13 protein-coding genes are annotated in these 21,960 nt (G+C 49.3%); 3 read left to right on the forward strand and 10 right to left on the reverse strand.

What is annotated here, in order from left to right; translation table 11 throughout:
- Window positions 1-297: 297 nt before the first annotated feature.
- From AC2215_RS22710 to AC2215_RS22735, 6 genes are all read right to left on the reverse strand, one after another.
- Window positions 298-492, reverse strand: coding sequence for a hypothetical protein (locus tag AC2215_RS22710; protein WP_486812296.1), 195 nt, complete (start codon window positions 490-492; stop codon window positions 298-300).
- Window positions 493-819: 327 nt separating this feature from the next.
- A complete protein-coding gene (thrS, locus tag AC2215_RS22715) occupies window positions 820-2,649 on the reverse strand; it encodes a threonine--tRNA ligase (RefSeq protein WP_486812297.1) in 1,830 nt (609 codons plus the stop codon).
- 57 nt (window positions 2,650-2,706) lie between these two features.
- Complete coding sequence (locus tag AC2215_RS22720) at window positions 2,707-3,315, reverse strand: hypothetical protein (RefSeq protein WP_486812298.1); 609 nt, start codon at window positions 3,313-3,315, stop codon at window positions 2,707-2,709.
- Window positions 3,316-3,441: 126 nt separating this feature from the next.
- The gene (locus tag AC2215_RS22725; protein ID WP_486812299.1) at window positions 3,442-8,961 is read right to left on the reverse strand and encodes a tetratricopeptide repeat protein; all 5,520 of its coding nucleotides are present in this window, start codon (window positions 8,959-8,961) and stop codon (window positions 3,442-3,444) included.
- Window positions 8,962-9,054: 93 nt separating this feature from the next.
- A complete protein-coding gene (locus AC2215_RS22730; protein ID WP_486812300.1) occupies window positions 9,055-10,362 on the reverse strand; it encodes a hypothetical protein in 1,308 nt (435 codons plus the stop codon).
- A gap of 235 nt (window positions 10,363-10,597) precedes the next feature.
- Complete coding sequence (locus AC2215_RS22735) at window positions 10,598-12,358, reverse strand: FAD-dependent oxidoreductase (RefSeq protein ID WP_486812301.1); 1,761 nt, start codon at window positions 12,356-12,358, stop codon at window positions 10,598-10,600.
- Window positions 12,359-13,103: 745 nt separating this feature from the next.
- On the opposite strand from AC2215_RS22735, the gene AC2215_RS22740 reads away from it, so the two are divergent.
- Window positions 13,104-15,158, forward strand: a complete 2,055-nt coding sequence (locus tag AC2215_RS22740; RefSeq protein ID WP_486812302.1) for a sensor histidine kinase — start codon at window positions 13,104-13,106, stop codon at window positions 15,156-15,158.
- A gap of 119 nt (window positions 15,159-15,277) precedes the next feature.
- Here the strand turns inward: AC2215_RS22740 and AC2215_RS22745 are convergent, their stop codons facing one another.
- The 4 genes from AC2215_RS22745 to AC2215_RS22760 all read right to left on the reverse strand — a co-directional run bounded on the left by AC2215_RS22745 (window position 15,278) and on the right by AC2215_RS22760 (window position 19,728).
- Complete coding sequence (locus tag AC2215_RS22745) at window positions 15,278-16,189, reverse strand: AAA family ATPase (protein ID WP_486812303.1); 912 nt, start codon at window positions 16,187-16,189, stop codon at window positions 15,278-15,280.
- Between the two features lie 268 nt (window positions 16,190-16,457).
- Complete coding sequence (locus tag AC2215_RS22750; protein ID WP_486812304.1) at window positions 16,458-17,516, reverse strand: bifunctional riboflavin kinase/FAD synthetase; 1,059 nt, start codon at window positions 17,514-17,516, stop codon at window positions 16,458-16,460.
- A gap of 144 nt (window positions 17,517-17,660) precedes the next feature.
- Complete coding sequence (locus AC2215_RS22755) at window positions 17,661-18,563, reverse strand: MBL fold metallo-hydrolase (protein ID WP_486812305.1); 903 nt, start codon at window positions 18,561-18,563, stop codon at window positions 17,661-17,663.
- A gap of 793 nt (window positions 18,564-19,356) precedes the next feature.
- Entirely contained in the window at window positions 19,357-19,728 is a 372-nt protein-coding gene (locus tag AC2215_RS22760) for an AbrB family transcriptional regulator (RefSeq protein WP_486812306.1), read from the reverse strand.
- Window positions 19,729-20,170: 442 nt separating this feature from the next.
- Here AC2215_RS22760 and AC2215_RS22765 point away from each other — a divergent pair, with 442 nt between their 5' ends.
- Together AC2215_RS22765 and cbiB are read left to right on the forward strand one after the other, a co-directional pair.
- Window positions 20,171-20,614, forward strand: a complete 444-nt coding sequence (locus AC2215_RS22765; RefSeq protein WP_486812307.1) for an Rrf2 family transcriptional regulator — start codon at window positions 20,171-20,173, stop codon at window positions 20,612-20,614.
- 139 nt (window positions 20,615-20,753) lie between these two features.
- A complete protein-coding gene (gene cbiB / locus AC2215_RS22770; RefSeq protein ID WP_486812308.1) occupies window positions 20,754-21,737 on the forward strand; it encodes an adenosylcobinamide-phosphate synthase CbiB in 984 nt (327 codons plus the stop codon).
- The last annotated feature ends 223 nt before the right edge of the window (window positions 21,738-21,960 follow it).

The following is a 21,960-nucleotide window of genomic DNA, read 5'->3' on the forward strand; positions in this document are numbered from 1 at the left end:
ATGAATGTTACTTACTAAATTTTTAGGGGTGAATTTGGATCGCAATAATATCCCCGGCTCAGAGGCTTTTTATATAGTAAATATCAAGAACGATCGACGAGCTAAATGTGGTGGGATAACGGTAGATTGACGATCGCTCTGAAAAGATTACGCTCATGCGTTCGCGAAGCATCTCCTAGCTCTTTTAGATCGGCTGCGCCAAGGTCGAATCGCCACCATAAACCACCAGATAAGAGTTTAAAGTTTACTTTCAATATGACTTCTAACGTTAGTTCAAGGGATTGTTTATTATTCTGATTACTTTAAAATAATGTTGCCAAGTGAACCGCAAAAATTAATATAATCTTTAATATTTAGTATCTTGAAAAATGCTGGCTCTATGGAATGCACCGTTAAACTGCGATCGCGTGCCGTCACCGCAGTCGAACTCACTTCAATGAGACGCTTGTTGCCGATGCGATCGGAGGGAATTCCGAATCGATCGCAAGTCATTGCCAGAAAAAATGGGATCGAGATATTTCAAGCACTCTCGACCCCTATTTCAACTCATTCTCTATTCACCAGTTCGTATCGGGTATTCGTCCCATCGTCATAATTCAGGTACGCCTGAAGCGTCATTCGTCGGTGAGTGGAGAGCATCTTCGATCGAACCTCTTGCGACTGTCTTTATCTTAAGGCGATCGTTGGGAGAGATTGGCATGCTCGCGTTTGCGACCTATGACAGCAGTCAAAGCAGCAAAATGTCCGCACTCTGAATGCGTACGATCTTTCCCAAAAGGAGATCGAGACCCTTGCCCTAGGGGAAACAAAACGATCGACCTAAAAATTCGATCGCTCTGCAATCGCCCCCTGCAATTTCTCCAACACCTCAGATACCGCCATCGCCCCCAACTCCCCAGAGGCGCGGGTGCGGACGCTCAAACTCTTGGATTCCACTTCCTTCGCCCCAACCACAGCCATCACCGGGATTTTCGCTTTCTCGGCGTTGCGAATCAGCTTACCCAGGCGTTCGTGACTGGTATCGGCGACGGCGCGAATCCCCACCAGTCGCATCTGCGCCGCCACATCTCGGGCGTAGGGCAGAAACTCATCGCTAACCGGCAGCAATCGCACCTGTTCCGGGGCCAGCCACAGGGGGAAATCTCCCGCATACTCTTCGATGAGGATACCAATCAACCGTTCCAGGGAACCGAAGGGGGCGCGGTGAATCATCACCGGACGCTGGCGAGAACCATCTTCGGCGACGTATTCCAACTCGAACCGTTCCGGTAAGTTGTAGTCCACCTGCACCGTTCCCAACTGCCACTCCCGATCGAGTACGTCTCGGAAGATAAAATCGAGTTTGGGGCCGTAGAATGCCGCCTCTCCCGGCGCTTCAAAGGAGTCCATGCCCAAGGTTTCTACCGCGTGGCGAATGGCATTTTCCGCCTTATTCCAAGCTTCGTCGGAACCGATGTACTTATCGGAATCGGGATCGCGGAAACTCAATCGGGCGCGGAAATCTTTCAGTTGCAAGTTTTTAAATACCGACAAAATCAGATCCACCACGTTGAGGAACTCCGCCTCCAACTGTTCCGGGGTGACGAAGAGGTGGGAGTCATCCACGGTAAACCCGCGTACCCGAGTTAATCCCCCCAGTTCCCCGGACTGTTCGTAGCGGTAGACGGTGCCGAACTCCGCCAATCGCATGGGCAAATCCCGGTACGATCGCAACTCGCTTTGATAGATTTGGATGTGGAACGGGCAGTTCATCGGTTTGAGGACGAATCCCCGTTCGTCGGCCGCCGATTCCTCATCTTCCGCCATCATCGGGAACATATCTTCTTTGTATTTCTGCCAGTGTCCCGAGATTTTAAACAAGTCGATACGGGCGATGTGGGGGGTGACGACTCCGAGATAGCCCCGTTTGACCTGTTCTTCTTTGAGGAAATTTTCTAAGGTCGATCGCAAAATGGTGCCTTTGGGAGTCCACAGGGGCAACCCTGGGCCGACGGGATCGGAAAAGACGAACAATCCCAACTCTTTGCCCACTTTGCGGTGGTCCCGTTTGAGGGCTTCGGCTTTGCGCCGCTTGTACTCCTGCAACTGTTCCGGGGTTTCCCAGGCAGTGCCGTAGATGCGCTGGAGTTGGGCGTTGTTGGCATCGCCGCGCCAGTACGCCCCGGCAACGGTTTCGAGATCGATCGCCTTGGGATTCAAATCGGCGGTACTCTCGACGTGGGGGCCGGCGCACAAATCCCACCAGCGATCGCCCAAATGATACAGGGTAATCGGCTCTTCAATACTATCGAGGATTTCCAGCTTGTAGGGTTCCTGAATCTCTTCAATCCGCCGTTTGGCTTCCTCGCGAGACACTTCTTCCCGAATTACCGGCAATTTCTGCTTGATAATCTTCACCATCTCTTTTTTGATGGCTTTCAAATCCTTTTCGGTGAAGGCTTCGGGACTGTCGAAGTCGTAGTAAAACCCGTAATCCGTCCACGGCCCGATGGTCACTTGCGCCTTGGGAAATAGCTTCTGTACCGCCATGGCCATCACGTGAGAGGCGGTGTGGCGAATGCGTTTGAGGGAGTCGGATTCGCTGGTACGCGGCAGGTAAATTTTTTCTGCGGGTTCCGATGAAGCTTGAGGTGACGCTTGGGATGACATGGGCTATTGCACGGTTTTGGGTAGTTGAGAAAAGCGATATAACTGTTTGTACTACAATTATAATACGCAGTCCGGATTCTTCACTATATTATCGGACGATGTCGGTGCGATCGGGTGGAGAGTTAAGCTTGCGGTTTGTGAGCAAGGGGACAAGGAGAGAACTAACTCCGTACCGCAATAGTAGACATCTCTCAGATCGACTCCCGAAAGGACTAACTCCGTATCGCAATAGTAGACACCTCCCAGGTCGACTCCTGAAAGGACTAACTCCGTACCGCAATAGTAGACATCTCCCAGGTCGACTCTTGAAAGGACTAACTCCGTACCGCAATAGTAGACATCTCTCAGATCGACTCCCGAAAGGACTAACTCCGTACCGCAATAGTAGACATCTCTCAGATCGACTCCCGAAAGGACTAACTCCGTATCGCAATAGTAGACACCTCCCAGGTCGACTCTTGAAAGGACTAACTCCGTATCGCAATAGTAGACATCTCCCAGCTCGACTCCCGAAAGGACTAACTCCGTATCGCAATAGTAGACGTCTCTCAGGTCGACTCTCGAAAGGACTAACTCCGTACCGCAATAGTAGACATCTCCCAGGTCGACTCCCGAAAAGACTAACTCCGTATCGTAATAGTTGAACGATCGATGCCAGCTTTGCATCTAATGCTTGACCACACTGGTATGAATGGTTAACTGGCTTTGGTTCCCCTCTCGGGAGGGGTTAGGGGTGGGTTCAGTTTCAAAAATACTCACCCGACGACTCATCAACATCAATTTGGTCAACCACTACTCTGCCTCCCCTGCCTCCTCTGCCTGTCGAAGAACCTCAGCAACTTTGGCGGGTAAATCCAATTCCCGGTACAGGTTGGCGCTGTCGGTGAAGAAAGATCGCGCGGTTTCCTCATCCCCAGTATGTCGGTGGATTTCCCCCAGGAGTTTGAGGGCTTTGGCTTGCAGCTTGCGACGGTTGAAGTCTTGGAAGGTTTGCAGGGCTTCGCGGGTGAGGGTGAGGGCGGTGCCGGGGTTGTGCAATGCCGGGACTTCTAGGTACGCGCGGGCGATATCCAGGGCTTCCTCGGCGCGGCTGACGGTTTGTCCGAGTTGGGTGAGGGAGTCGAAACCTTGGCGGTAGTTGGTTTCAAATTGGGCGATGCGTTGGGAAGACTCGGGACTGTCGGCTGGGAAGTGATGCAGGAATTCGGCGCAGATGAGGGCGAGAACGATGGCATCGTAGGCGAGGCTACTGGTGTAGTCTCCAGCAGTATCGAGTTGGATGGCGTGCTGGATGTTTTGTTCGGCTTGGGGGAGGAAGGAGGAGTCGAGGGTGTTTTTTGCCATCAGGCATTGGGTATTGCCGATTTGTCGATACCCCCATGCCATACTTTCATTTTGCCCGAGTCGCTGGTGTAAATCGCGGCTTTGTTGATAGTATTCTATGGCTTTTGGGTAATCCTCTAAATCTCGGTAACAACTTGCCAACCAAGACCACAAGTTAGCAATATCTTGTTCTAAGTCTAGTTGTTGGTAGAGTTCGCAACTTTGTTGGTGATCATCGATCGCCTCTTCATACTTTCCCCAACTCTGATAAATTCGACCCAGCTGATTATAGGCTAAAGCGACATCTTCTTCTAAACTGAGCTGTTGACGTAAATCCAAGCATTTTTGCTGATATTCAATCGCTGTATAATATTGTCCTATCTCGTGATAGCAACTTCCGAGCCAGTAACACTGATTGGCTACATCTTGTTCTAAATCTAACTGTTGATATAGGTTGCGGCTTTGTTGGTGATAATCGATCGCCTGTTCGTATTTCCCCCAACTTTTATAAATTCTACCGAGTTGATAGTAAGCTAAAGCAATTCTCGATTGGTCATCAAGCTGCTGGCGAATTTCTAAATCTTTGAGTTCGCAATCGAGTGCTTCCTGATATTTTCCTAACACTCGATAGCAAGCTGCCAGATAGTACCACGAGTCAGCGACATCTTTTTCTTTCTCTAATTGTTGATAAAGTTCGCGGCTTTGTTGGTGATACTCGATCGCCTCTTCGTATTTCTCCCAACTCTGATGAATTCGACCCAGTTGATAGTAAGCTAAAGCAATTCTCGATTGGTCATCAAGCTGCTGGTGAATTTCTAAATCCTGGAGTTCGCAATCGAGTGCTTCCTGATATTTGCCCCACTCTCGATAGCAAACTGCCTGGTTATACCACTGATTGGCTACATCTTTCTCTAATTGTTGGTAGAGTTCTCGGCTTTGTTGGTGATACTCGATCGCCTGTTCATATTTTTTCCAACTCTGATAAATTCGACCTAGTTCAAAGTAAGCATAAGCAATATTAGATTGGTTATTAAGCTTCTGATGAATGTCTAAACTCTTGACACGAAAATCAAGTGCTTCTTGATATTTCTCCCACCCTCGATGGGAATCAGAGATCCATCCCCATAGATTCGCGACATTTTGATCTTCCTCCAGTTTTTGGTAGAGTTCTCGGCTTTGTTGGAAATAATCGATCGCCTGTTCATATTTTTTCCAACTTTTATAAATTCGACCAAACTGGTAGTATGCTAGTGCAATTCTTAATTGGTCATTAAGCTGTTGGTGAATTTCTAAATCCTGGAGTTCGCAATCGAGTGCTTCCTGATATTTGCCCCACTCTCGATAGCAATTTGCCAGATCGTACCAACGGTTTGCAACACTTTTATTTTTCTCCAATTTTTGGTACAGCTTGCGACTTTTTTGGAAATAATCGATCGCCTGCTCGTATTTCCCCCAATGTTGATAAATTTGACCGAGTTGATAGTAAGCTAAAGCAATATTCAGTTGGTCATCAAGCTGCTGGCGAATTTCTAAATCTTTGAGTTCGCAATCGAGTGCTTCCTGATATTTGCTCCACTCTCGATAGCAGCTAGCCATGAAGTACCACGAGTCAGCCACATCTTTTTCTTTGTCTAGTTGTTGGTAGATTTTTCGGCTTTTTTTGTGATACTCGATCGCCTCTTCGTATTTCCCCCAATGTTGATAAATTCGACCGAACTGGTAGTAGGCTAGAGCTACAGCACTATCTAGATTTAGCTTTTGACGTAGATCTAAGCAATTTTGTTGACACTCTACAGCTTGCTCGTATTGCTCCAATTTCTCATAACAGCTTCCTATCCAGTGCCACTGATTCGCGACATTCTCTTCTCGCTCTAATTTCTTGTAGAGTTCTCGGCTTTGTTGATGATACTCGATCGCCTGTTCGTATTTTTTCCAATATTGATAGGTTTTACCCAGTTGCCAAAGTAAATGTGCTTCTTCTTTTTCTCGATCGATTTCTTGAGCTACCGTCAAACTCTGTTGAAAGCAATCTACTGCTTTTTCGTACTGTTCTTGCAAGCGATAGCAAATTCCCCATTGCTTCCAAAAGAAAATTAACGCAACTTGCCTGTTACCAGTCGAAATATTATCGAATGTTTGCTGGTAATATCGTTCGGACTGAGTGTATTCCTCTTTGTCTTGATAACAGATAGCAAACGACCAAGATATGTAAGGTTCGATTTTAGAATTTGAGAGATTTATCAAGTTTTCTAAAACTGCGAGACTCTTGTCATAATGCTTCGATCGAAGATAAGAGATTGCCAGCATCACATCCAACGATTGCTGAGTTCGCTCTTTTTCCCCATGCTGCTCTCGAACTTTCTCCAACGCCGGAGTCATTTCATCGCCCAATTCCGAGACTAACTCTTTGAGCACACTAAATAAAAGCGGCGTGAGATTATTGATAATCTTTTCTACCCACGCCACTAGAATAGAATCGGCTTGTCTGCAAGCAATATATAGCGCAGCAACCTTCGCTCTAACTCGAATTTCATCCGTTAGATTGCAATTCTCAATCGCCCGTTGCAAGAATGCAAAAGTTTCCCCTTTTTCGTTGAAATCTTCAATTTTACGGAGTACCTGAAGTAATGCTGGTATTGTGTCTTCATTAATATCTTCATCTAATCCCAACACTGTCAAAACCAACTTCTCAATAACTTTCGATCGAACTTTAGCCCTGACTTCCACTTCCGCCAAAACCAGCGCGGCAAACCCCAATTCCTCAGGTATTGTCGCCGACTCTTCGTAACGGATCACCCCGGCTTCATCCACCACGGGAAATGCCAAAACCGCATCGCTTGTCGAACCATTTTTAACCTGAATTTCCCCCCGTTCGATATCCGGTTGGTAGTCATCCAGCGCCGCAAATAACTTTTGCACTACCTTATTTAACTGCTTCGGCATATGCATCCCGCTATATCCCAACGCTAGCAAAATCGGTTCCATCCAGCGCGGTTCCTCCTGGTGGCGGCGAATCAGCGCCAGCATATCCTCAGACTCGTTATCGGCGATATACCGCGCGGCAAAATACTCCTCGAACGTCAGGTGCATAAACCCGTAGAATCCCGGCGCGCGTTCCACAAATAACCCCGTCGTCTCTCGCACTCGCCGCAAAAATCCCTCCACTGCCTGCCGTACCGATGGCGAATCCGGTTCCTCGTCGTTGAGTTCCGCCAACTTTTCTGCCAGCTTCGCCTCCACTTCTTCCTGACTCACCAATCCCGACGGCTTCTCCTCGTGCATCCAGTAAGCCAGGGGTGCGAGTAAATCCACCACCTCCGTTTCCTTGAGTAGTACCTTCTCCCCATCGGGTAACTTCTTCCCCAGTTGCCAGTCTTCCGTCAGGGTTTTCACCGCCAGCGCGTACAGTTCCACCCGGCGATGGGGTAAACGGGAACCGTTGCGGTGAATCAGCGCCAAAATTGTCAGCAGCAGGGGATTTCCCGTCAGGCGCTGCACTCCCTCGTTGCTGTCGATGGCATCGAGTAGCCCCCGCACCTCCGCCTCGGCGTTCCGTTCCTGGCGTTCCGGCGTAGCTTCCGACTGTTGCGCCTGTTCCACTGCCAAACACCAACGGCGCAGAAACCGTTCCACCTGTTCCCGTTCCATTTCCGTAATAGTAAAATGACCGAAGCGCTGGCTCAGATTCACCTCCCGATACCCGGCAATCCGACTGGTGATGACGAATTTATTCCCGGCGTAGGTGCTGACAAATGCTTCGATGCCATCGACAATTTGCTTGCGACTCGAGCGATCGAACACTTCATCTAAACCATCCAGGAGAACGATACACTGCCCGGATTGCAGCTTTTCGCACAGGAGTTGCGCCACCTCCTCCGCCGAGAATTCCGTGGATGCGGCAGTAAGCTGGGTTTCCCACTGGCGGTAAAACTGCTGCAAAAACTCTTCTAACTTCAAATCCGGCTGAGTCGCCAGTTTTTCCGCATAGTCGGCGATGCGGAAGAAAATCGGCAACCGCATCTGCCCCAAATCCTCCCGTTCTTCACCAGCCAATACTGTCTGCGCCTCATCCCGTCGCGCCGTTGCAAAATGAAGTGCCAAATACCGCAGCAGCGTCGTTTTTCCCGCCCCCGGATCGCCAAGAATGACGCTATATTGCTGGTTCCGGATTGCCTGGGCTAAATCGACCTTTTCCGTAACAGTTTTAGTCGAACCCACATCAGGAGAACCGAAATCCGGGACAAAATCGGGAACGATGGGTTCGAGTTCGTCGGCGAAGGATTGACTTAACGACTTACCCAAAGATTTGCCCGGAGAACATCGTGCTGCCGATTCCATTTCTCCCTTGCTGCGGCTGGCTACTTCCACCTGCCGTTCCCCCCGCAGGGATACGTAGACGCGATCGAGAAATAAGTCTACCTGGCGCTGTACCTGCATGATGCCACCCATTTTCAGGGAAGAATTTTCAGCAATCAGCCATTCCAAATAGGGGTACAGCAGGGGTTCGAGGCGGGGGCGAGTCTCGAATCTCACCACCTGTTCCCGCCAATCCCAAAAATCCGGGGCGCGATCGCGAAATACTTCTAAATACTCCCCCCGAGTCAACCAAAATACCAGCACCAAATTGCGGCTGAAGAGCATCTCTCGCCCCAGATTCAACTGCCGCAATTCCCGCACCTGCCGGTGGAAAGGAAGGCGATCGATCCCAAATGCCATCACCACCCGCCGCGTCCCCTCTGGCAACGGTTTCAGACCATTGAGAAACGGATGCAGCGACTCATCGCTATAGAAAAAGTTCTGCACCGCAAACTCCTCGTCGCAGTTACCCAGCAACCCCTTGAGTTCATCCACCACCGGATGTTTAGGGCTGCTATCGGGGGCAACAGCAAACACGATCGTCGTTCCATCGGAAAGTTCGAGAACATTGACGAGAGTTTCCAATTCCGCGCGATCGTTTGGGGTTAGGGCATTTTCAGGTGCTGATGTCATTGTTTGGTAGAGGGGGAAAAAATATGTAGTGCGAGCATCTTGCTCGCGTCGTCATATCGCTGTATTTCTCAAATCGCGAGCGAGACGCTCGCACTATGTTTTATTTCCGATTTTCCACCGTTCCAAATCTTCGAGAATCATCGGATTGACATCGAACCAATTCCGCACTTTCTCATCGTAATACCCCAAAATAAATTTGTTTTGCAGTAGTTCATCGCAAATCACAAACTCTCCCTTATCCGGTAAGTTATAGGTTTGACTCGTTAATTTTCCCGTTGAGTGAACGGCATCGAGTTCGGGGTAATGATAATCGCTTAACGTATAGACTTTGCGTTCTTCTCGCACGGCTTCCTCTGCAACCGATAAATCAACCTGAGTTAACCGATGCTTGCGGGCAATTTTACAGGTACTTCGAGCGAGGCGAATCAAATCTCGCAGAACGCCACCGCTTTTTTCGCCAATATATTCTAATGCTTCGAGGGTAAATAAATTCGCATAATCCGTTCCCAATCGCTTCAACCGCCGCTGGATAATCATCCTGAGTAATTCTCGTCCCGTAAAATCTGGATTTGCAGTCGGTTTAGCATTATCGTCGCATTTAAATACGGGAATATTAACTAAATCGAGACATTCATTAAAAATTTCTTTGGGTTGGGCAAAATGTGGAGAATAGCGCAGAGACATGGGAATGGTGTAGATAATATGACAGTTGAGTGATGTCATCAAATCGTCGGAAAACATTTCTAATGCCGTTGCGTAATCGTGGCGATCGAGTCCATCGACAATTACGACCAGTTTCTTCCCACAAGACTGTTCGGCCGCATCAATAATATCGTTCACTCGCGATAGAATATCTGTCAGAGTCGGGCGAATATTTTGAATTTTCTTCAGCGTTCGATTGAAGCCAATTTTAAGTATGACTCCCAACTTTTTCACCAACTCCGGTGTTTCCAAACCATCCGTTTTCACCTCTTCGTATTCCACCACCACCGTTCGCAGGCTATCGATTAGCGCACTTTTCAATCTCGGCTGGATTGCCAATTCCAACGTGTGAATCGTATCGAGAATCTTTAAACCAATCAGAACGATCACTTCTGCGTAGCCGATATTGTAGCGATCGAGGGCATTCGCCGTATCCACCCAAATTGCGGTAAACTCGTGTTTGAGCTGCCCTTGAATGCGTTGCTGCAATCGCCGTAATTCCGTGGTTTTACCCCCGCCTCGATGTCCTGCCAGCAAAAATTTCGCCGGATCGTCTTCCAATTCCAACGTCCCGATTAAATCTTCGATGGGGCTATCGGGACGAATGACGTAAAAATCTTTTAAATCTTGGGGACTCGTGAGGGGTTCTTCGGGTTTGAAGAGTTGATAGACGGGTTTCCAGAATTTGGTATTGCTCATTTCTCGCAATTTATCGTGCGTGACTCGGGGCGATCGTGTAGAGAATGTAGATGCAGAAAAACTGAACCTCGATCGATAGCTTTGATATTATAAATGCTTTTTTTGAATTCCGCAGTTCGAGAAAACAGCTTAGTTTCTCTTGATATATCGATCTATTTTTGAGTAAATTGCTTCGATGTCTGAGTCATTTAACATCCCAAAAATGATTAAATTGCAGATTTTTTAATGTCTGTATTTAACTAATTCGATCGACTCGCAGCCAATCTCCCGCCTCGTTAAACCATCCCCAACCCGAAATCGCAGTACCAGAGGGATAGGTTTGCAATTGCTTGTCGATATCCGGTTGCAGAGTAACCAGTTGCCAAGTGCGATCGCCCTTATTTTCTAACACTTTTAAGGTGTAATCCTGCCATCCGTTGCGCTGAAATATACCAGAAAAAGCTGTGGTATTAGTGCGATCGCATACTCTCGGTATCTCTCGATCGATTTCTCCAGAACTCGGATACCGATCGGGATTTGCCAAGAAATACCGCTGCCAGTGTAACCAATCCTCATCTTCTGGTAGGGAATCGAATAGCGGAACCAAGGCGGCTGGGGCGGTAGGTTCTTCCAACAACGCCTGTTGCAGAATCTCCACGGGCAAATCTCGCGGCTGACAGCCCAGTTCGACACACAGTGCAGCCGCCATCCCCGCTGCTTGCCCCAGATTCATCACTACTGGTTGCAGCCGAGTTGCCCCGTTGGCGATGTGGGAGACAGAAATATTTTTCTCGCAAACGAGCAAGCCATCGATGGTTTCTGGAACTAAACAACCGTAGGGTAAAGTAAATGGCGTTCCGGTAATGCGTCCTCCCCAGCGGGTGGATTTGGGTTTTAGGGGAAGGTGGTAGCCGGGATAGTGGCGATCGTTCTCGTAATTGGCGATCGCAATACTATTGGCGTTCAACGATGCGGTTTTGCCCCCAGCAATGGGTAAGATATCCTGTTCGCGCACGGTTTCGAGTCCCACGAGTCGGCGGCTTTCGCGATAGTAGGGATGCAAGGCAAACGCAGAAGAGACAACACGATCTTCACCCAACACAGGAAACACTCCCTGTGCCAAACCGTAACGCCGCCCCAACTGCTTCTGGACGAAACGGGCGAAACTTGTGCTGTGCCAGTAGGCTTCTTGGAGTACCGCTTGCCGCTGACTCGCACCACCCACCAATCGATCTAAATCCTCTGCATAATCGTTCCCATGTTGCGGCCAGTTCAACATATATATATTGTCGGATAATCGACCGTAACTGAGAAATTGCTCCGGCGTGTAACCCTCCAAAGCACCAGCAAATCGATCGGGGTTATCTGTTGGTGGTGCGGGAATTTCCGGGGCGATCGCATCTTCCCCAAAATCTCGCAGCAACACCACCCAGGTGAGGGCTTGGACGGGAAAGCGATTTGTTAGTGTGTTAGGCGCGGTGGGGGCGCTGGGTTCGTTCCAGGATGGTTGCCAGTCCCAACCCCACCGATGGGGAACTTCCCCCAATGCCAGCACATCCCCCAATTCCGTCCCGTCGAGAACGATGTCAGCATCGATTCGGTACTCATCAAAACCCACGCCGGTAATGCGATCGCCTCTTCGATACACTTCGCGGGGAACCTGCCCCCAAATCCAGGTTAAATTGGGCAAAGCTTCCACCCAATCGGCAAAAATCTTCGCACCGATGCGGGGATCGAAAGTAAAAAAGCTCACCCAAGCGCGATCGAAGCTTCCGGGTTGCCGTTGCTGAAGTTCTCGGAGAAACGCTCCCCACAATCCCGTTTGAAAAGCCGCCAACTCGTTACCATCGGGGGCAGACACTCCCGCCGCTGTCAGCATGCCCCCCAATCTGGAAAACTCGCTTACCAGTAACGTCTGCATCCCCTGACGAGCAGCTTGAAGGGCCGCAGCCGTCCCTCCCGTACCGCCACCAACGACTAAAACCTCAGTTCTCAGATACTCTCTCTCGGATACCAATTGAAATGCTGTATTTGGGAAGGGTGAAATCTGCAATTTATCGCGGTCAATCTATTACAATAGCAGTGAAAGGTTAAGGGAGGACAAACAATTCGCGGCAAGTCTTAGGGCTACTTTTTCGCAACGACTCTCTTGAACGCTTGCTCTCACTTCTCAAATCGTTAAATCGCTCTATATACAGAGAGTAAGCTGCATTTTCTCTCGAGATATGGGAGTCGATGGATGAGGATTAAGTGTTGATGTGTCTCAATGTTCTGCAAAGAGACTTTGAAAGTCGTACTTTAAAAATTGCTTCCCAACTATTTCACAATATTTTACAATCGATCGCCATCGGAGCTGGACTGAAACTCAGCAATGTTACGGAGATCGGATAGGACATCTAGAGCAAAAAAGGTAGATTTCGGTAGGAGGGTGACACCATCGATCTCTGATAAGCCCACAAACCCTGGATTCCAAGACAACTGCGACCGTTCTATAGAATACAATAGATATTCGTGGGAATCGTAGAGAAATCACGGATGCGATTCTAGTTGGGTGCAGTGTAACCTAAACTCAGACACTATACTCATCGAACCTCCCAAAAACCAGATGTACTAGCCCGGCACAATCGTGCTGGTATATCAATTGGGTGCATTGGTAGAGTGCGATCGTCCCAACACTCACGCGAGCTATGACTAAAGCGTTCACTGCACCGTTGCCGCACGTCGCTAAGCCCACTCTAACCCAAAGAAAACCGCCACGACTTATGCAGCCATCGGTCGATTCTGCTCAGGTGGGGCAGCAAATTACTCAAATCCTGAGCGAGAACGCGGAAGTCGAAACCGTCCTGTCCCAAGTCGCCAAATTATTGACCGAGGCATTTCAAGGCTGTGGATGTTCGATCGCGATTGGGGACGGGGAACGGTTCGTGTCAGGTGCAGTGTATTGGGAAGCGAACCCTTCAGAACCGAGGGATTCGGAGTGTGTAGCGTTGTGGCAAGACGCTCCACTGATGGAACGACTCAAGCTCTCTCATCTTCTGTGCATTCCCAATATCGAGAGAGGTACGAAAATTCGCGGCGTACTTGCATCGGAATGCAAAACCTTGGGAATTCGATCGATTTTGGTGACGACCACTCGATTTCAAGGAGAAGTGAACGGTGCGATCGCCGTTTTTCACAGTACCACTCACCGTTGGACGGTTGCCGAGCAAGAACGCCTCAAAGAGCTATCGGTTTCCGTCGCCAGTGCGATTTCTCACATCACTCAGGCTCGCGCCCTGGTCGCCTTACAGCAACAAACTCGCGCGTTCTATCACCAACAGGCGCTGATGGCGAGGCTGACAAAAGCCGTTCAAAATTCTCTAGATCTGACTCAAATTCTCCAAGAAGCCGTGGAAGGCATTACGCAAACCCTTGAGGTAAACCACGGTTTGGTCATACTACTAAAATATAATAACCTCAAAATACCCGAGCGAGCTTCGATCGCTTCCAACCATCCAAGATCCGAGCTTCCAGAAGACGAACCGCATTCATCGATTCCCGAAGCAAAAATTACCGTAGTCGGTCAGTGGTTCGTCAACGAACAGGGGGAAACCGTCGCTGTTTCGTCAGCTTCCCCCAATTCGACGGCAGGCCATCTCACTCACTTCAAACAGTCATTTCAGATGTCGGAATGTGCGTGGTGTCAGGAAGCCTTCCTCTGCGCGCCCCAACCCCTGGCGATTTCCGATCGGCGAGAGTGGTTGGTCGAGCAACCCGATACGACAATTGCCCCGATCTTTCAGCCGGAGAAGATGCCCGCCGTTCTCCTGGTTCCCCTCATCAGTCCCAGCGAGAATTCGAGGGGATCGATTTTAGGATTTCTGGTTTTGCAGAACGATCGACCTCATGTCTGGAAAACCGAAGAACTCGAACTGGTGACCCTTGTCGGCAACCAGTTGAGCAACGCCCTCATTCAAGCTCGAACCTTGCATAAGGTGCATACGATCGTCGGAGATCGCACCGACCAGCTCAAACGCAGTATGGACGTACAAGCTAAGTTGTACGAGCAAACTCGCCGCCAAATCGATCAATTGCGCTTGCTCAACCAGCAAAAAGACGAGTTTCTCAGCACGATTTCTCACGAGCTGAAAACGCCGCTCACGAGTATGACTCTGGCAATTCGGATGTTGCGCCAATCGGAACTCGATCCAGAGCGGCAAGCCAAATACTTGGATATTTTAGAGCAACAGTGCCTGCAAGAAACCAATCTGGTGAACGATTTGTTGATGTTCCAACGGTTGGAAACTAAGCAAGTAGATCTGAAGCTGCACTCGATCGATGCGATCTCGATGATTTCAGAATTAGGAGAAGCTTTCGAGCAACGCTGGCACAAGAAGAATCTAGCATTTTCCCTCGAATGTTCTCAATCCTCGTTGAACCTGCACAGCGACGCTGATAGCCTTCGCCGAATTTTGGAAGAATTGCTCACCAATGCCGGGAAATATTCCAATCCAGGAACGATCGTGGCGTGCGAACTGAGTGAGACCACATCAGCAAGCGGCAATCGTACGATTGTTTCCCTGACCAATATCGCACCAGAAATCTCTCAAGAAAATTTAGATCGTCTGTTCGATAAGTTTCGTCGTGGCCCCGAGGCTACCCAACAAGCCGTTGCCGGAACCGGTTTGGGACTGGCTTTGGTTAAAGGTTTAGCTCAGTTTTTGCACGGGACGGTCGAAGTCTCTTGCGAACCGACTCGAGATCCGAACACCTGTGAATTTTGCTTTACCCTTACGCTGCCTCAGTCTTGGAATGATTCTCTACTTGGAGATGCTTAGGTGCGAGGGTACCCTTGCGGATGGATTGGGCAGCGCAGAAGTCGGAAGTACGGATCTATTCCCCACACCCTACACCCCACCCTAGCCAGACACTGTCCGATTCCGAACTGACGTTATCTTTAGGGAACGGCAACCGATCGCAATAATGCCTCGACGATGGTGTGGGCTTTACGTCCCCCCGTGGGAATAATGCGATGGGCTAAAACGTGGGGAGCGAGAAACTTGACATCATCGGGAATTGCATAGTCCCGACTTTCAAGGAATGCGAGTGCTTGAGCCGATCGTTGTAAAGCAACTGCCCCTCGAGGACTCACCCCCAAGGTAATATCCTCTCGATGACGGGTACTGCGAACTAAGTTGAGAATGTACTGCTGCAAGGAAGTATCCACCTTTACCCGCCGACACTGTTGGCGCAGTTCCCTTACTTGGTCGAGAGTAATGCAGGGTTCTAACTGGGTCAACTCCACCCCATCGGCAAGACGCTGCAACATTTGTAGTTCTTCCGACTCCGTAGGATATCCCAGAGACAGAGATAGGGTGAAGCGATCCATTTGCGCTTCGGGGAGGGGAAACGTTCCCTGATATTCGATCGGATTTTGAGTCGCGATCGCAAAAAAAGGCGAATCCACAGCTCGAGACACCCCATCCACGGTCACCTGTTGCTCTTCCATGACTTCGAGTAATGCCGACTGGGTACGCGGCGTGGCCCGGTTGATTTCGTCGGCGAGCAAGACGTTAGCAAAGACTGGTCCGGGCAGAAACTCGAATTCCCCGGTGCGGGGGTTCCAGATATTCGTGCCGGTAATATCCGTCGGCAGTAAGTCCGGGGTGCATTGAATGCGCTGAAATTTACCGGATACTGAACGGGCAAGGGATTTTGCTAGCAGGGTTTTGCCAACTCCGGGTACATCTTCGAGCAGTGCGTGTCCTCCGCTGAGGAGAGCAACCAGTACCAAACGGATGGCATCGGTTTTGCCAACGATCGTTTGTCCGAGATTTTGCAGTAGCCGTTCGATGTGGGGAGAACTCATAGTGATGCTTGGGGTAGATGTTACGGGGGTGGGAGTTTGGGGTTAGAGTCAGGGTAGATCGTCCCGACGAGCAGTGGAAGATGAGATTCTTCGAGCGCACCTTTAATGTTCTTCCTCGTCCAAATTTTCTGTATTGAGTCGAACTCGTTCTTTGGGATTGGGAAATCAAAAAATGAGTCCAGAAAGATATGAGAAGAATGTCGTTCTTTAGATGACTCGATTCGCTATGGGGATACTCCAGAGATTAGGAATACAGAAAAGAGAATCCCTAAGAAGCCAGTTCTGATTTGACCCGATCGCAATCTTTTTGAATTTGAGCTTTAAGGGCCTCGAGGGATTCAAATTTTTGCTCGGGACGTAAAAAGTTTTGCAGGTGGACGGTGACGGTTTGAGCGTACAAGTCCTGCGACCAATTTAGCAAATGAACTTCTACGGTGGGACGCGCTCCATTTACAGTGGGACGGCAGCCAATATTCATCACCCCTGGATGAGCTGAAATACTGGGGGTATCGACCCGAACGCTGTAAACTCCCCAACGCGGTAAAAATTTTTCCATTGGGATTTTGAGATTTGCAGTGGGAAATCCCAAGGTGCGACCTAGCTGTTGACCTTTTTCCACCGTTCCCGTTAAGGTATAAGCGCGCCCGAGGAGTTGGTTGGCTCGGCAGATGCGACCTTCGCTTAATGAAGCGCGGATATTGGAACTACTAATGCGATCGTCTCCTTGCATTTCTAACGAGACAATATTGGTGCCGATCCCGTAGTTTGCGGCGATCGCTTGCAGATCTGTTGCGGTGCCGGCGCGCTGGCATCCAAAGCGAAAATCTCGACCCACGCTCACTTGTCTAGCGTTGAGTTGGCGAACTAAGATTTCTTCGACAAAGGCTTGAGGGCTCAACTGAGCGAGTTGGCGATCGAACGGTAACAACACTAGCCAATCAATGCCTAAAGCTCGAATTCGCTCTTCTTTTTCTTTGAGAGTGGTTAAGTAGGTTCGAGGCTGTCCGCTAAAAAATTCTTGAGGATGGGGGTTAAACGTTACCACCGCCGTACAAATTTGACCTCCATTGCCATCGGGATCTCGCTCCAGGAAAGATAGAGGCGGACACTCCGCGTCTGTTCCCGATATCGGCAAAGACGAGATTCGATTGGAGTCCACGCCCAAATCTCGGATGGTAGACTCCGCCTGAGTGGCTGCTAATCCCGAGATTGGATGGGGAAAAACTTGTCCGATGACTTGCTGGTGACCTCGATGCACCCCATCGAAGTTTCCTAATGCCACGGAGGTTGGCATTAGTGCCGTTGTTAAGGAAGATGTTACCCGCACGAGTTACAGATGAAATGGAGTCGCGATGATGTTGCTCGACAAGCGATCGCGCCGATTACTGTTGACATGGTATCCAAGTCTCGACGGAATGAGACAGACTCCGTTTCCGGTTAGTCCCTTGAAGAAAGCCAGTTTCACGATCGGTTATGCTGACACTTGCGCTTCGATTTCCGTTTCGGACTGGGGAACGGCGACCGGTGGAATAATGACGATCGATTCCCCTTCTCGCGCCATCATACTATTGGGAAATTGTTGTTTGACTTGCTCGCCGACTCGGTCTAGGAAGTCATCGTTGTGTAAGGGATCGTGATGGAAGATAACGAGGGTTTTGACCCCTGCCGCTTTGGCCGCTTTGACGGCTTCTTGCCACGTCGAATGTCCCCACCCTTTTTTGCCTGAAGAGGGAGAGTGGTATTCTTCGTCGGTGTAGGTCGCATCGTAAATCATCACGTCCGCCCCATCAGCGAGCTTTTGAACGTTCGCATCGAGGCGATCGGAGAAATGTTCCGTATCGGTAATGTAGGCAACGGCATGACCTTGCCAGTTAATTCGATAACCGACGGATTCCCCCGGATGATTGAGCAGAGCGTTCTCGATTTTGACATCCCCGAGGCGAAAGGTCTGTCCCACCTCCAAATTATTGAAGTCGAGCTGAGCGCCCATAATCTGCAATGGTACGGGGAAGTTCGGGTGCAACATCTGGTCGTTCAGGCGTTGCTTGATGGTAGCTCCGTTGGGTGCAACCGCACCGTAAACGTGAAACTTATTCCCTTTAATAAAAGCTGGAGTAAAGAAGGGAAAGCCTTGAATGTGGTCCCAGTGAGAATGGGTAAAAAACATGTAGGCTTCAACGGGCATTTGAGAAAGGAGCTGTTGCCCCAACACCCGCAAACCCGTCCCACCATCAAAAATAAGGCGCTTATTTCCCACCCGAATTTCAACGCAGGGCGTGTTGCCGCCATATCGTACTGTTTCTGGTCCAGGACAGGCAATACTTCCTCTAACGCCCCAGAAGTGAACCGTAAATTGGTCTTGCATGCTAGACATGGGTGTTTCTCGCAGGATTTGCGCGCTTCGGCTCATGAGTCAGATCTGACATCTTTATCTCTTCAAGTCTATGCCATTCAATCCATTACACGTGAGTTCGCACAACTTTGCAAACCACTGTTTGCCTAGAACTGCTGGAATCTGGCACTTCTAGAATGATGCACCACTCACCTGACTCGATAATTTTGCGTTGGCTTGCCCAGATCGGATTGCCAGCCCTACTATTTTAGACTTACTCAACTAGCTTAACTCCTGCAACCGCCATTTTGGAATCCTTGACGGTTTGATACGGGCTTCCCCTTTCTAGAGGGATCGAGCAATTGAGAGACTCGGGTTAGCGGCATCTTCGGGAGGACGAGCGGCTAACCCGCGATTGGGCTGTTTGATTTTCTAAGCGCAAAACAGCTTTGAGATCCAAGCGGCGAGTCGCGAGACCTTAGGATCGGCCCGGAGGAAATGGCACTCCATTTAGCTCGATACCTGCGGTTTGGCTTTGAAAGTAGACCCTGAAACCGGTGAGCGTAGATGATTGCAAAACTGTATTTTTGACTATGATAACCCCTATTTTCCGAGAGGGAAAAGTCAACCGCGACCGAAGCTCGCACGACCTCACGCACAACGAGCGGTGCGAGGGTCGCTCCAACGTTCTCGACTTTTCGAAGACCGAGGGTACACCTCTTCGGATCTCAATTTTGACGGGCAATGTGTACGAGTTCCTACTTCCTCGGGTTCGATTCGGTTGGGCTCGACGATCGTTTCGACAAGCAACCGAGCATCTTTGCCTCGTGCGAGATTACTCCTCTGCATCCACTTGTTTGAGATGAATGTGCTTGCGTCCCAAGCTAATTTCAAATTCATCTCCAGGATTTAAACCCATTTGTTTGGTGTAAGCCGAACCGATGAGTAAGTTTCCATTCGACTGAACGCTGATTCGATAGCTGGCACTGCGTCCGCCTCGTCCGTTACTTGCTTGCTTGCTGTCGAGTTGAATTCCTTCTGCATCAATGAGAGCGTTCAGGAACTTCATCATGTTGACTCGTTCCACACCATTTTTGGTCGTGGTGGAGTAACCGCATTGTCTGGCTTTCTCTTCTTTAGAGACATTCCCCAGATCTTTGACTTTTTTGAGCAAGTCTTCTCCCGTCAACGGTGCTGCTGTTTTCATTGTGTTCTTCAACTTGAGGCTAAAACAATAATGTAGCGCTTTGAAGCTACTCGATTTTGACTGACGTTTGCTAAGAATAAAAGTTTTTGCTTAGTGTCAGCTTGTTAAACTATCATACCTGCAAAGTGGAACTTTTTCATCGAAAACTAGCAATGAACGATCGCACCTTAGCAAGGTCTAGGATTTGGGTTTAGACAATGCTTTCTTTTTCGCTCTATTTTGATATCCTCGAAGAGCTGCCATCGAACTTCGTTCGCTTTTATGGGAGCTTCACCTTCGGTCTGTCCTGAAGCAATGTTGAAAAAAATCTTAAAGGGTTCTCGAAACTGTTGTATCCGCTCGAAGATCGATTACCGAACTCGATCGTTTGGCTTGAGGGAGAGTCAAAAAACTGATAATAATGAGAAAATCTCGATGAGTCACTTTTGCCTGGAAGCAATCGATGAAATTAACGACTCGCGGTCACTATAGCGTCAAAGCACTGCTCGATTTGAGCTTACAACCCGCGGATGCACCGACTTCTGTTAAAGCGATTGCCAAGCGCCAAGACTTACCCGCGCCCTATCTAGAAAAGTTGCTAATTTCAATGCGTCGCGCGGGATTAGTCCGGTCAATTCGTGGTGCTCGCGGTGGCTATCAATTAGCCCGCCATCCCGCTCAAATTTCTCTAGGGCAAATTCTCGAAGCCGTAGGTGAAACTCTAGAACCCTTACCCCATCACAGGCCCAATGCCGAGTTTGTTGAAGATTGGGTCGCGTTTAGCCTATGGAATCGATTGCACCAAAAACTAAAAGAAGCGCTTTACAGTATTTCCTTAGAAGATCTGTATCACGATGCCCGGAGTTGGCAAGCAGCCATCGGAGAAGAAACAAGTTTTGTCGTCTAACTTCGATTTCATCGGTGCAATTTCCCTCCGATGAAAGAAAATTGCGTGGCGTTCGCTTGACCTGGCAGCTGTGACCCGGGGGTTGGAGTATCGGAGCTCTGAAGATCGACCGTCGCCAATTCACCTTCGCCTATCTCCCATGAACCCATCCAACAACTCTTTAATCGTATTAGCAATTGCCGTGAGTTTAGATTACGCGATCGGCGATCCTCAACATTGGCCGCACCCCGTTCAATTGATGGGATGGGTCATTAATCGCTACACTCAATTTACGATCGCTCGATGTGAAAATCAAACCCTTCGTCGATGGGCTGGAGTGGGTCTGGGAATCTGGGTTATTGGAGGCAGTGCGATCGTCGGTGGCGCGATCGTCACCATCGCTTACAAACTTCATCCAGGACTAGGTATTTTTACAGAAAGTATGCTTCTGGCAAGCTGTTTTGCCGGACGAAGTTTGAGAAGAGCGGCAACAGAAGTTCTCCAACCTTTAGCCATCGGGAATCTAACGGAGGCACGCCAACGATTATCTCTTTACGTCGGACGAGATACGCAAAATTTAACCCGATCCGATATTTTACGAGCCGTCTTAGAAACCATTAGCGAAAATGCTACAGATGGCGTGATGGCTCCCCTCTTTTATGCTCTGTTGGGAATGGGATTTGCTTCGATCGGTAGCGTTCCTTTTGCCCTTGCCTATAAAGCAGCAAGTACCCTCGATTCGATGGTGGGATATCGAGAAGAACCCTTTACTCAGATTGGATGGTTCAGCGCGCAACTCGAAGACCGGTTAACTTGGTTACCCTGTCGGCTTGCAGTCATTACCTTGGGGATCGTCAGCGGCGAACTTCCCAGAGTGTGGAGTCTGTGCCAGCGAGATGCCAAGCAAGATCCGAGTCCGAACTCCGGATGGAGCGAGTGCGCCTACGCAGCCATTTTAGCAGTCCAGCTCGGTGGTACGAATTGGTATCGAGGCGTTCCCAAACACAAGCCCAAACTCGGTAACCCCGACAAGTCCATTACTCCCCAAACCATCGATCGCGCCCTACAACTGACTCGAGCTTGTTTTTTGAGTTGGGTGGGGCTTGGGTCGATCGCATTTTATCTCGGGCACGCACTCAGTTAGCGAGCCCGAACGTCGCCCTTGCTCCCATGAGAATTTCTGCGCGTTCGACGATCGACAACCTCGATGGTCAAGAGTATACACTTAAAAGCAACAGGAGGTTAGTTTCTATCGGCGAAAAGCTGTCAGGCGCGCATTTGGCGACCGACAGAGCGATTCGACCCACGCAAAATCTCTCGTATTTTCAACTCGAGAGTGTCAAAATGAAGAAGTTTCTTTGAAATCA

The sequence above is a fragment of the Zarconia sp. genome (genome assembly GCF_057467645.1).

What these genes read in the sequence shown, in the direction of transcription:
- AC2215_RS22740 (WP_486812302.1), top strand. Translation starts at nt 13,104, where the DNA reads ATGCAGCCATCGGTCGATTCTGCTCAGGTGGGGCAGCAAATTACTCAA.
- AC2215_RS22730 (WP_486812300.1), bottom strand. Translation starts at nt 10,362, where the DNA reads ATGAGCAATACCAAATTCTGGAAACCCGTCTATCAACTCTTCAAACCC.
- AC2215_RS22720 (WP_486812298.1), bottom strand. Translation starts at nt 3,315, where the DNA reads ATGCAAAGCTGGCATCGATCGTTCAACTATTACGATACGGAGTTAGTC.
- AC2215_RS22745 (WP_486812303.1), bottom strand. Translation starts at nt 16,189, where the DNA reads ATGAGTTCTCCCCACATCGAACGGCTACTGCAAAATCTCGGACAAACG.
- thrS (WP_486812297.1), bottom strand. Translation starts at nt 2,649, where the DNA reads ATGTCATCCCAAGCGTCACCTCAAGCTTCATCGGAACCCGCAGAAAAA.
- AC2215_RS22755 (WP_486812305.1), bottom strand. Translation starts at nt 18,563, where the DNA reads ATGTCTAGCATGCAAGACCAATTTACGGTTCACTTCTGGGGCGTTAGA.
- AC2215_RS22760 (WP_486812306.1), bottom strand. Translation starts at nt 19,728, where the DNA reads ATGAAAACAGCAGCACCGTTGACGGGAGAAGACTTGCTCAAAAAAGTC.
- AC2215_RS22710 (WP_486812296.1), bottom strand. Translation starts at nt 492, where the DNA reads ATGACTTGCGATCGATTCGGAATTCCCTCCGATCGCATCGGCAACAAG.
- AC2215_RS22725 (WP_486812299.1), bottom strand. Translation starts at nt 8,961, where the DNA reads ATGACATCAGCACCTGAAAATGCCCTAACCCCAAACGATCGCGCGGAA.
- AC2215_RS22765 (WP_486812307.1), top strand. Translation starts at nt 20,171, where the DNA reads ATGAAATTAACGACTCGCGGTCACTATAGCGTCAAAGCACTGCTCGAT.
- cbiB (WP_486812308.1), top strand. Translation starts at nt 20,754, where the DNA reads ATGAACCCATCCAACAACTCTTTAATCGTATTAGCAATTGCCGTGAGT.